Here is an 11,269-nt window from a genome sequence, read left to right as displayed (position 1 = left end):
CTTCTTTTGTTCATCAGGAGTTAATTGGACGGCATACTCTCGTTTTTTCATAGTCGATTCCTCTTTTTTCTTCGACTATATCATAATTTCCACATATTGACTATTTTAAATCTGATGCTGTACTAGTCCTGCCTGTGATCATGGCAGTAACTTGTTATAACTTCGCTCTTGAGAAAAGACTTTATAATTACGCTCCCTACTTTATTATGTTCATACTAGTGGCTTATTTAGGTCAGTTTAAAAGTTATGAATTTTTTGATCAATTGCTTGGAAATAATATCAGTGACCCTGAAGATAATCTCTGGGCAAGTTCTGTTTTTCAGTTCAATTTAGTTTTTTTTATTTTATTAGCTAGTGTCGCTCAGATCTCTTTATTTAGAGAATACCGAAATTCAAAAAGTTTATAACAGAATTAACTATGGGGTCAACAAATTAATTAAAAGCACGAATTTATCCTAAGGGAGAAGGAATAATGGATGATTATTGAAATGGCACCGTCCAAGGATTTAGATAAGATTTGTAGTATTGATTTCATAGTTATTGGGAATCGAAGTCGGACAGAGTACCTGGCGAAGTCAATCGAAAATAAAACATGTCTTATTGCGTCAATTAATGAAAATAGAGCAGGGTTTGCAATATTTGATACTTCGTTTTTTGGCCATTACTTTATTTCATTAGTAATTGTAAACCCAGAATACAGAAGACGGGGAGTCGCAAAAAGCCTTATAGAATACATAGAAAATATTTGTCCAAAAGAGAAATTATTCACATCGACTAATGAATCAAATAAAGTAATGCAGTTGGTCTGCGAATCGCTTGGATATGTAAAAAGTGGCATTATTGAGAACCTCGATGAAGGTGACCCAGAAATAATTTACTTCAAACGTATGCGATAAGGCTTATAAAAGAGCAATTTAAAACAGGTTTCAAGGAGGAAAAGGACAATGTCTATGATAGGAAATTTCAAACAAGTATCATCTGAGTTTTTGGAGGAAATAAAAAAAGATCCTTCAATATTAGAATCAATAGTTTATTCAGCTGAAGAGGATAATAATGATTCAAATATCGATAAGGCTTGGCATGGAATACATTATTTGCTTACTGGTACTGCATGGGAGGGTGAACCTCCATTAGCTAATGCAATAATGGGGGGAACTGAAATTGGTGAAGATTTGGGATATGGAGCAGTTCGTTATTTAATACCTGATGAAGTGAGAGAAGTAACAGAAGCCTTATTGAAGATTTCAGATGAGGATTTGAAAAATAGATTTAAGCCAGAGGAAATGAATAAACTAGAGATTTATCCATCAATTGACTGGGTAGAGGAAGAATTTGGTTATTTATTAGGTTATTTTGAAGAACTTGTAGCTTATTATAATGACGCTTGTGATAAAGGAAATGTAATGCTCATTTATATAACTTGATTCTTTTACATAAAACATGGAATTTATAGTATGTAAACCTTAATTAACTGGATGAATTTGGTATAGCATATAGAACATAGGTTCCTACGATTATTTTCCTTAATTTGAAAGGTGATGATATTAATGTGGAAGAAAATTGAATGCGTAGCAATTTATACAGAGAGCATTGAAAAGTCAATAGAGTTCTACCAATCGTTAGGTTTAATAAAGACTTGGGAGACATTCTCAGATGAAGGAAAGAGTTACAAACTTATTGGTATGAGGTATCCTGACGGAAATTCTGAGTTGGTTCTAAAGAATGACCCGAATCGTAAATTTGCTGAAACAGAGATTATGGTTGATGATGTTCTTGTGACCTATGAATCACTAAAATCAAATCCAGAAGTGCAATGGATTCGCACCCCATTCCGTAACCCTGTTGGGGGACACGTAGCTGTAATGCAAGCACCAGACGGGAATGTATTCGTATTAGTTGGGAAATAAAATCAGCACAAACGGAGGTAGCTAAATCCAATAAAAGAGAAGTTTCATTAATCGAAGACTCTTTCTGGGCCTACTGTAGGAGTCATGAGAATTGCTTGCATTCGTTCAAGCAAAACAATGCAGGAGGACTTTATGAATAATAAAAATATAATATTTTACGGCTGCTGCTGTAGGGGATATCAAATATATATGGTGATTCATTTAAATTGAAGGGTTTCAAAAATAACTTTTCAAATTGGGGAATAGTACATAAACCCATTTATTCATTGGCCTATGTTTTTTTTAATGTTTCAGTATATAGTATTTTTGATCTGAAAAGCCGCAAGTTTCCCCGATTTTGGAAATATTTTAAATTAACTTATCATTTTGAGATACCAGTTACTTGGCTTGACGATCCAATCAATATGAACATGATATTAATTTATAAAGCAAAGCATGAAAAGGTATTGAAAAGATAATTTCATGTGCGTGGAGTGAAAAGAGAGTGGATGAGTGGACTACTAAGGTTGAAATAGATAAAATTATTTATACGATTACTGCGAATCGCGTATATTGCCCAACAATTGATGATTTTTATTTTGAGGTCAAGATTAGAATTATTTCTGAGATTTTCTACACTTCTGAAAAAAATCTTTATTCAAAAAATGAAGTTGAGAATTGGATCAGGGAAATATTAAATTGTGAAGGAAGAGAGTTTGATTGGGTAGCTAGTACATAAAATAAATTGTTGCCGCGGCCTACGAAGTGAGGGTGCGATGATAATTTTATGGGAGAAGAAAGTAATGAATAATAAATGTAATTTAAAATGGGCTGATTTAAGCGATTCAGTTAAAACGATAATAGAACACATTGATATTAATTGTTGTGATGAAGATTTTCAAGTTGGAACTAAGTTAAATATACCGTATTTTAAAGGGAGATTAACTCAAGAAATGGCAGATGCAATTCTCGAATATCAATATTCAACTGAATATTTAAACGAAAACTGTTATTCTGCCGAGCTACAAGATGGTGTAATGATGATAAAGTTCGTTAAGATTTCAGAGAGACAATGAAACAAATATTTTATTGGAAGCATGGGACGGTATAGATGGTAAAACTACTCTTTCTTTGCAGTAGAAATAAGTGGCGCAGTTTGACTGCCGAAAAGATTTTTCAGGGAATTAGTGGATACGATGTTAGATCAGCAGGAACAGAAGAAAATGCACGAATTAAAGTTACAAGTGGACATGTCGGTTGGGCTGATATTATCTTTGTAATGGAGAAGAAGCATGTTCGCAGGTTAAGAGATAAATTCTACAATGAAATCTCTAGTAAGAAATTAATCTGTTTAGATATACCTGATGATTATCAATTTATGGATGAAGAACTTATTGAAATTCTTAAGTCTAGAGTATCGGAATACATCGATGTTCCAGATTGATTGAGATAAAATAATACTTTCATTGTTTAACGAGCAGGTGAATGATAAAGGATTGATCAAGGAGGTGTGTAGAATGAGTTTTATGGAAATAACAAAACAAAATATTGATCGAGAACACATTTGTTGTGCATTAGGAGCCAGCCAGTACGAAAAAGCCGTGCTTGAAAAGAAACAGTGGCTTAAGGATCGGATGGAAGAAGGGTTAACGTTTTATCGTTTAAATGAACGTGCAAAGGTATTTATAGAGTACCTTCCAGCGGAAAAAGCGTGGATACCAATCAAGGCACCTAACTACATGTATATCAATTGTTTATGGGTTTCTGGAAGATATAAGAACAGAGGATATGGAAAACAATTATTAAATAAATGCAAGGAAGATGCAATGGCGTCTGGAATGGATGGCATTGTACATATTGTTGGGAAGAAGAAACTTCCTTTTTTAAGTGATAAGCGATACTTTGAATACATGGGTTTTGAAGTGGTGGATGAATCAGAGCCTTACTTTGATTTAATGGCATTGAGATGGAATGATTCTGCCGCTACCCCATCATTCAACATCTTTTCACAAGCTTCTATTACCAATGGAGTTCTGATCTACTATACAGCACAATGTCCATTTGCTGTTGGCGTATTAGAAGAACTAAAGGAAGTTGCAACTAATGGAGGAATTAATTTTTATACTTACTGTTTCCAAACTAGGGAAGAGGCTCAAAAGGCACCAAGTGCATGGACAACTTTTAGTGTTTTCTATAATGGAAGATTCATCACACACGAGATATTGAGTCCTAAAAAATTTGAAAACCTTTTAAAAGAATTAAAGTAAGTTATTTTGAACAGGTGCAACATTTTAGTGATAAAACAATTCTTTTATCATATAAAAGTGAGATGGCTTCAATGAGACACATGTCGAGTGCGTGGTAAGGATATATTGGGAAGATTAACTGAATAGACTATTAGGTTGTGAAGCACTCTTGATCGCAGAGAGGGCTATATTGAGGGGGTTAAATAGTAGTTTATTAAACTTCACTCCAAGCGAGTTGACACTCTCTTGGGACTTCTTTTATCCGCCGCTGTACCTCACTACAATGGAAATAACCGCTAGTAATGTTTTCGGTGATAGTACCCCATGCAAAATATCCATTCGCCTGACCTTGAGAAAATGGACAAAGGTGTCACGCTGTCTAAGGACGATTTGGTTACACAGCGGGATTTGTTAAAAATACAATATTGGAGGAATCTGTGTTGAAAGTTTATATCTATTGCGATAAATGTAACTATAAGACCAAAGAGCATGATGTAATGTTCTTGGCAATAGCAGAGGCTATTAAACAAGGGGCAACATATACTTACAAACATAACAATGATCGCTGTCCAAAATGTGGAGCGAAAAATTCATTAAAACAATCAAATTAATTTGACCCTAGCATACCATATTTACTCAGCCCTCCTGATCACAGAGAGGGTTATTTTCTATTCGCAAACGAGAAGATCACCCTTCTCTCGCCGGCGCATTTTGTTTTACCCTGAAAAGCGGACTGGAGATTGAGGAAATCATCGAGTAGTCTACAGTCTCAAGCAGCCGATTGCTGATATTGAACAGCCTCCTCCCATTCCATCACTATCACTAAAGCAGATTCATCTACTTGGCTTTTCAAATTCGGCAGTAATTTCGATGATTTCTCGATTATTGGAATAATGTGTTCCTGCTGCTCAACGATGAGCGATACATCATCAAACCTCTGACGCAAACCTTTAACAATCCATCCCAGCCAATCTTCCATGTGCCTCTCCCCTTCCCTTCTTCGAGTGTGTGTATGTTAACTCTAACGGGAGGGGATGACAAGTTCATTTTAATTCGATACTAAAGCATTTTTCGTTGGATTTAATGGTATAATGTACCAAGTTGGATTATGAGGGAAATGCTCATCGCTTGGAGGTTGATGTATGTCTGAGGACTTTTATTGTGAAAAGGTATTGAACGGCAAAACAGAAGTTGAGAAGGTTTTAGAGACGGATCATGTACTTGCTTATCATCATACTCGCCCTTATTACCCTGTTCATATCGTAGTAATTCCGAAAAAGCATATTCCATCATTAATTGCGCTTGAAGATAGTGATAATGCTCTTTTGTTAGAGTTGTTGGAGGTAATCAAAAAAGTGGCGGCAGATGTAACAAGCAAAAATGGTGCTTGTCGTGTGCTAACTAACCTTGGTAAGTATCAAGATTCCAAGCATTTGCATTTTCATATAGCTTTCGGGGAGCCATTAAGATAGCAACGAAAGAATGATTTTAATTGAATGAGGACTTGATTTGAATGTCTTTTTCGTATTTTCAATAATATGAGAGTATATTAATGCACTAAATGAAAGCATGAATTTATATAACAGGAAAGTTCATTTAAACATAAAGTCCCCATAGGAAGCAGCCAAAAAATCCAATAAAATGGAAATGTTGAATACTAAAATTGGGGGTAAATAATGAGTTCAACTACAATCAGTATAGATAATGTGTCTTTCCGCCTGAAAGAAAATCATGATTTTGATTGGCTGGCATCACTTGGCGAAGTATTTACCGTATTTGACGAACAAGATTCAGGGAATATATGCTTTGGTGTCAAAAGACACGGTATAAAAAAGTTTGTTAAATATGCCGGTGCAAGAACATTAGAGTATTCTGGCGAACCGCAAGAAGCAATTGAACGCCTAAAACATGCAACTTCTCTTTACCGGGAATTAAATCATGAAAACTTAGTCAAATTATTTGACTTCTTTGAAGTAGGAGATGGCTGCGCTGCTATTTATGAATGGTTTGACGGGGAATGCCTCCACCCGCATTGGTCTTTTCCGCCACCTGCAAAGTATGTTCATCCCGAGTCCCCTTTTTTTCGTTACAAACAATTACCAATTGAACTACGATTACGATCTTTAGATAGCATTTTTTCTTTTCATGTTCATGTTGAATCCAAAGATTTTGTTGCGGTTGATTTTTACGACGGCAGCTTGTTATACGATTTTAAAAACAACATAACGAAAATTTGTGATATAGATTTATATCAGAGAAAGCCATATATAAATTCAATGGGTAGGCTTTGGGGTTCGTCAAGATTTATGTCGCCAGAAGAATTTGAACTAAATGCAGTAATTGATTCAAAGACGAATGTTTTTAATATGGGTGCCGTAGCTTTCTGTCTTTTAGGTGGGGAATTAGATCGCTCATTTGAAAAATGGGAAGCAGGGAAAGAACTTTATGACGTAGTAGTACAGGCAGTGGAAACAAGTAGAGATAAGAGGTATTCATCCATTTCTGAATTCTATTCTGCGTGGGAATATGCACTTAAAAATCGAAATAGATAAAAGAGCAATTTTATAAATACGGGAGCAAACCAAATATGTTTAAATCCATTTAGTTGGCGATCACCTGGGAACAGCTCGCCCTAGTAAATAGCATGCGGAAACTAAGAATTGGCGGCGCTTGGGAAGACTATCCCTGCACCGCCATTTCACGTTTTCGATCCCATAATAGATTTTTGACGACAGAGATCAAAGGAATCGAATCGATCTTTGTCGAAAGTAAAAACTAGATTGGTGTCGATTTTCGGCGAATGAACAAATAAGGAGAAGAGTCCTGATGATTCGTGTGCTTCTTATAGATGATGAAGAAGATGCGCTGGATTTATTGGAAATTTTGCTTGAACAAATAGGAAATGTCAGGGTCGTCGGTAAGTATATCAATCCGATTGAGGCGATTGAAGCTTTAGGTAAATCTCCAGTCGATGCCCTGTTCCTCGATAATCAGATGCCGGGGATGAAGGGGACGGAAGCGGCAAGGAAAATCAGGCAAACGATGCCGCAAATGCCGATCGTGTTCACAACGGCGTATGCGGAGTACGCAGTAGAGGCGTTTGATATTCAATCGACCGACTATCTGCTGAAGCCATTTACGATGGAAAGGTTGCAGAACGCGGTCGCGCGCATTAGACAGTCCTTATCCGAGTCCGCATTTCGAGCTCTTCAGAACGCGAGCATCACCCCGACTGTTCATTGTTTGGGAGGCTTCCATATTTTATCGCCGGGAGACGGGAATAGGGTGCTTTCATGGAAAACGAAGAAGGAGAAGGAACTTTGCGCTTTTCTGATCCATCACGAAGGAAAGCCTGCCAGTACTGCATCGATCATTGAAGCGATATGGCCGGGGCACGATCTGAACAAGGCAAAGACGTATTTGTATACATGCCTTTCCTATTTAAGGAGAAGCTTGGAGAAAAATAATATCCCGATCCGTATAAACAAAGCCGATCACGGATTCGTAGCTGCATTGGACGGGTTGACGGTCGATGTAACCGAGTTCGAGCAATTGCTGAATAATACGGTACCCGAGGAGGAGATGGATGTACGGGTATACGACAAAATGAACCTGTTGTATAAAGGCGAATATATGGAAGCTTGTGATTTTACGTGGACGGCCGCCCGACAGATGGAGGTCAAAACTGCTTATATCCGCACGCTTCGCAAATGGTATGCACATTTCCGCAGTCAAGGCAATACTGCGCTTGCGGCCGACAGCATGCAGCGCATCTTGACGATAGCCCCCGATTCAGAGCTGGATGGACGCGAGTTGATCAAGCTGCACCTGGAGGCGGGCAATCGAAATGAGGCGTACCGTGTCTGCTTGCAGTTGGAGCAAGCGGTGCGTTACCAGCTGGCAGCCGAGCTGGAGGAAGAGACGCTTCGTCTGATCCAACAAACCAAGGACAAGGCCATATGGCAAGCCCGATGAGAAAAAAAGTTGCGGCGGCGCTTATCACGTTATCCTTGTTGATTGCAACCTATGGGATTCTGTTGACCTACTTCTCTTGGGATAAGAAGATAATGCCCGTAGCGGTAAACGGGGTCATGGACTTGCGCGAATGGCGATTCGAGGAGGACGGAGTCATCCGGTTGGATGGGCAGTGGGAGTTGTATCCGGACAAGCTGTTAACCGATCAGGACTTTATCTCTTCTGCCGCTGCAGGGGGATTAACGCCTGCGGTGATCCATGTACCGGGTTCATGGTCAACGTTGATGGATACGATTGGCATGGCGACCTATCGATTGCGGGTCCATATTGGCGATGCGAACGCGGTGTACGGATTGAAAACGGCGTCTATCCCCGTATCCAATCGGCTCATCGTTAACGGCCAAGTCGTCGGATCAAGCGGGAGTCCGGCCGAAAAGCACAATTATAAATCCTATAACAAGCCTTATGTCAGTTACTTCATGCTTCAGCCAGGCTGGAATGAAATTATGCTTCAGGTGGCCAACTATGAATTTTTTGCCAGCAGCGGGATTATCGAATCGCTTCTCTTGGGTAAAGCCGAGCAAATTGCCGGGCTTCGCGATAAAGCGATGGCTCATGATTGGATCGCGTTAACCGCCTTTCTGATCATGGGGTTATATTTTCTCGGACTATTCTCTCAACGCAGAAACGATCTTTCTCTTGCCGTATTTGGCATCGTTTGCGTATGCATCGCTATATTCACGAGCGTTAGTGGCGAAAGAGTGCTGTTCGAGGCGGCAGGTCCGCTTCCGTTCTGGCTTTCATTCCGCATCCAGATGGTTTCGGTAGTTGGCGTAGGCCTTGGATTTTTCCTTTACGTCTATACCGCTTTCCGACCCTACTGCTTCAAATGGCTTGTACGGGGCGGCCTGACCGCTGGAGCGGTATTTGCCGTGTTGCATGTCGGGTTCGTGAACCAGTTAACGACAGGGCCGATTCGCCAAATGACGTCGTTTTACGTCACCTTCTCCCTGCTGTACGCAACGTATGTATTCGTATTTGCGGCTCTCCACAAAGTGGCGGGCAGCCGGTATTTGGCCGTGGCCGCAATGGCTCTGAATGCGCTGGCGCTGAGCCAGAATTTGAACTTTTATTTCGGCGTGCCGATCTACTCGCTTCCGCCCATCGAGCCTTTTCTCGTTCTGCTGATGCTTGCCCTGCTAATGTCGCTCCGGTTCTCGAACGCTTTTCGTAAAATCGAAGAATTGTCCGGGCAATTGCTGCAAGCGGATAAATTGAAGGACGAATTTCTGGCCCGAACCTCGCATGAATTCAAGACGCCGCTTCACGGCGTGATGAATATTTCCCGGTCGATGCTGGACGATGCCGCTCAGCCGCCAACTGCCGAACAACGGGAGAAGCTGCAGTTGATTACCGACATTACGAGAAGACTTTCGCAGCTTGTTTACGATATCCTGGACTTGTCCAAGCTGAAGCAGGGCGAGCTCGGAATCGCTCCGGCGCCGGTCGACGTTCGTTCGGTCGCGGAGGTACAAGTGCGATTCTATTCCTATCTGTGTACGGAACGCCATATCCAGCTGGTAAATCATGTCCCTGCGCATTTGCCTTCAGCGCTTGCCGACGAAAGCCGCCTGAGCCAGGTGATCGGAAATTTGCTGGACAATGCAATCAAGCACACCGAGAACGGAAGTATCGTCGTAACGGGGACGGAGCGTGGCGGCAGGCTCGAAATTTCGGTGCAGGACACTGGAAAAGGCATCGAGCCGCACGACATCCCGTTCATTTTTGAACCGTTCAAATCTCTTGAGGGATCGCAGGGCCGCGGCTTCGGATTAGGCCTGTCTATCGCCAAGCAGCTGGTCGAGCTGCAGAACGGTTCGCTTTCGGTCGCTTCCACGCCGGGAGTCGGTTCGACGTTCACCTTCACGCTCCCGATCGCGGGAGAAGGAAGTGAAGCGATAGCGTCCCGGTCAGGCGCTCAGGTCATGCCCAAGGAAACCGAATATTCCTTTGCAACGCCTTACCATTCGAATAGCGACGGCAAGCATACGGTTCTCATCGTGGATGATCAATATGTCAACTTGAAAGTGCTGTTGGACGTGCTTCAAACCCTCGACTATCGCGTGATCGCCGTCAAGGACGGGTACGAGGCGCTGAATCAAGTGGATCAACCGGGCAAGATCGATCTCGTCATTCTCGACTTGATGATGCCCGGCATGTCGGGCTATGAAGTGTGCCAGGAGATTCGCAAGCGGTACTCGCTGCTGGAGCTGCCCGTCCTGATGGTGACGGCGGCCATTCAACCGCAGGATAAGGTAGCTGCCTTCCAGGCGGGAGCAAACGATTATTTGCCGAAGCCGTTCGATTTGGAAGAGCTAAAGGCCCGAATCGGCAGCCTGCTGGCGATGAAGGAATCGCTCGGCCGAGCGGTCCACCTGGAAGTGGCGTTTCTGCAATCGCAGATCAAGCCGCATTTTCTGTATAACGTGCTGAACAGTATTGTGGCGTCGAGCTATACGGACGTGGAACGCGCGCGAAAAATGATTGCCGATCTCGCCGATTACTTGCGAGGAAGCTTCAGATTCAGCAACGCGGAGGGACGCATCGGGTTTGCCGAAGAATTCAGCCTGATTCAAACGTACGTCGATATTGAGCGGGCCCGATTCAAAGATCGGATTCGCTTCAAATATGACATCGCAGAGGCTGCCTATAGTTTGCGGATACCTCCGCTTTTGCTGCAGCCGCTTGTAGAAAATGCGATCCGGCACGGCATCGGCGATCGAATGGAAGGAGGCACGGTGACGATGACGGCGCAAGAGTCGGATGGACAGTGGAGATTTACCGTGGCCGACGACGGCGTCGGGATCGCACCGGAGCGGTTGAAGTCGCTGCTCGATAGAGCCGAGACGATTGAGCCGCAAGGAGTAGGCCTGCTGAATATTAACAAGCGGTTGAAATACGAATATGGGATTGCGCTGGAACTGACAAGCGAGGCGGGACGCGGAACGAAGGTCACCGTGCGCCTCCCTGCCTTTTCGGTTTAACGCTTTATACGAATAAACGATTGAAATTAACAGGTTCTCATCGATTGACGATGGGGCCTGTTATTGTATTTGCGGAAATTGTCGATTTTTAAGGTTTCTTTAAGGTGTCATCGGATAT

13 protein-coding genes are annotated in these 11,269 nt (G+C 41.8%); 12 read left to right on the top strand and 1 reads right to left on the bottom strand.

Features of this window, described 5'->3' with window-relative positions; genetic code table 11:
* Nucleotides 1-476: 476 nt before the first annotated feature.
* The 8 genes from AC3G2T_RS02650 (at nucleotide 477) to AC3G2T_RS02615 (ending at nucleotide 4,743) form a co-directional block, all read left to right on the top strand.
* On the top strand, nucleotides 477-896 hold the full coding sequence (locus AC3G2T_RS02650; protein ID WP_488434417.1) for a GNAT family N-acetyltransferase: 420 nt from the start codon (nucleotides 477-479) through the stop codon (nucleotides 894-896).
* A 48-nt stretch (nucleotides 897-944) separates the two neighbouring features.
* Nucleotides 945-1,424, top strand: a complete 480-nt coding sequence (locus tag AC3G2T_RS02645) for a YfbM family protein (RefSeq protein WP_488434416.1) — start codon at nucleotides 945-947, stop codon at nucleotides 1,422-1,424.
* 123 nt (nucleotides 1,425-1,547) lie between these two features.
* Nucleotides 1,548-1,907 carry a VOC family protein gene (locus AC3G2T_RS02640; RefSeq protein WP_488434415.1) on the top strand — a complete coding sequence of 120 codons (360 nt, stop codon included), beginning with the start codon at nucleotides 1,548-1,550 and terminating at the stop codon, nucleotides 1,905-1,907.
* Nucleotides 1,908-2,391: 484 nt separating this feature from the next.
* Nucleotides 2,392-2,625: a hypothetical protein gene (locus AC3G2T_RS02635; RefSeq protein ID WP_488434414.1), complete on the top strand. Its 234-nt coding sequence runs from the start codon at nucleotides 2,392-2,394 to the stop codon at nucleotides 2,623-2,625.
* Between the two features lie 64 nt (nucleotides 2,626-2,689).
* On the top strand, nucleotides 2,690-2,962 hold the full coding sequence (locus tag AC3G2T_RS02630; protein ID WP_488434413.1) for a hypothetical protein: 273 nt from the start codon (nucleotides 2,690-2,692) through the stop codon (nucleotides 2,960-2,962).
* Between the two features lie 35 nt (nucleotides 2,963-2,997).
* Nucleotides 2,998-3,330, top strand: a complete 333-nt coding sequence (locus AC3G2T_RS02625; RefSeq protein ID WP_488434412.1) for a low molecular weight protein tyrosine phosphatase family protein — start codon at nucleotides 2,998-3,000, stop codon at nucleotides 3,328-3,330.
* Nucleotides 3,331-3,403: 73 nt separating this feature from the next.
* Nucleotides 3,404-4,153, top strand: coding sequence for a GNAT family N-acetyltransferase (locus tag AC3G2T_RS02620; protein ID WP_488434411.1), 750 nt, complete (start codon nucleotides 3,404-3,406; stop codon nucleotides 4,151-4,153).
* A gap of 419 nt (nucleotides 4,154-4,572) precedes the next feature.
* The gene (locus AC3G2T_RS02615) at nucleotides 4,573-4,743 is read left to right on the top strand and encodes a hypothetical protein (RefSeq protein WP_474684107.1); all 171 of its coding nucleotides are present in this window, start codon (nucleotides 4,573-4,575) and stop codon (nucleotides 4,741-4,743) included.
* 158 nt (nucleotides 4,744-4,901) lie between these two features.
* Here the strand turns inward: AC3G2T_RS02615 and AC3G2T_RS02610 are convergent, their stop codons facing one another.
* Complete coding sequence (locus AC3G2T_RS02610) at nucleotides 4,902-5,111, bottom strand: hypothetical protein (protein ID WP_474684106.1); 210 nt, start codon at nucleotides 5,109-5,111, stop codon at nucleotides 4,902-4,904.
* Nucleotides 5,112-5,274: 163 nt separating this feature from the next.
* Between AC3G2T_RS02610 and AC3G2T_RS02605 the strand changes: the two genes are divergently transcribed.
* From AC3G2T_RS02605 to AC3G2T_RS02590, 4 genes are all read left to right on the top strand, one after another.
* Complete coding sequence (locus AC3G2T_RS02605; protein ID WP_488434410.1) at nucleotides 5,275-5,604, top strand: HIT domain-containing protein; 330 nt, start codon at nucleotides 5,275-5,277, stop codon at nucleotides 5,602-5,604.
* Between the two features lie 204 nt (nucleotides 5,605-5,808).
* Complete coding sequence (locus tag AC3G2T_RS02600) at nucleotides 5,809-6,684, top strand: serine/threonine-protein kinase (protein WP_488434409.1); 876 nt, start codon at nucleotides 5,809-5,811, stop codon at nucleotides 6,682-6,684.
* Between the two features lie 274 nt (nucleotides 6,685-6,958).
* Nucleotides 6,959-8,107: a response regulator gene (locus AC3G2T_RS02595; protein WP_488434408.1), complete on the top strand. Its 1,149-nt coding sequence runs from the start codon at nucleotides 6,959-6,961 to the stop codon at nucleotides 8,105-8,107.
* Entirely contained in the window at nucleotides 8,104-11,151 is a 3,048-nt protein-coding gene (locus tag AC3G2T_RS02590; RefSeq protein WP_488434407.1) for an ATP-binding protein, read from the top strand. The genes AC3G2T_RS02595 and AC3G2T_RS02590 overlap by 4 nt, the downstream gene beginning before the upstream one ends.
* Nucleotides 11,152-11,269 lie beyond the last annotated feature (118 nt).

Source organism: Paenibacillus sp. sgz302191, assembly GCF_057749925.1.
Note: the sequence above shows the minus strand (reverse complement) of the source record. Positions and strands in the feature narration are given on the sequence as shown.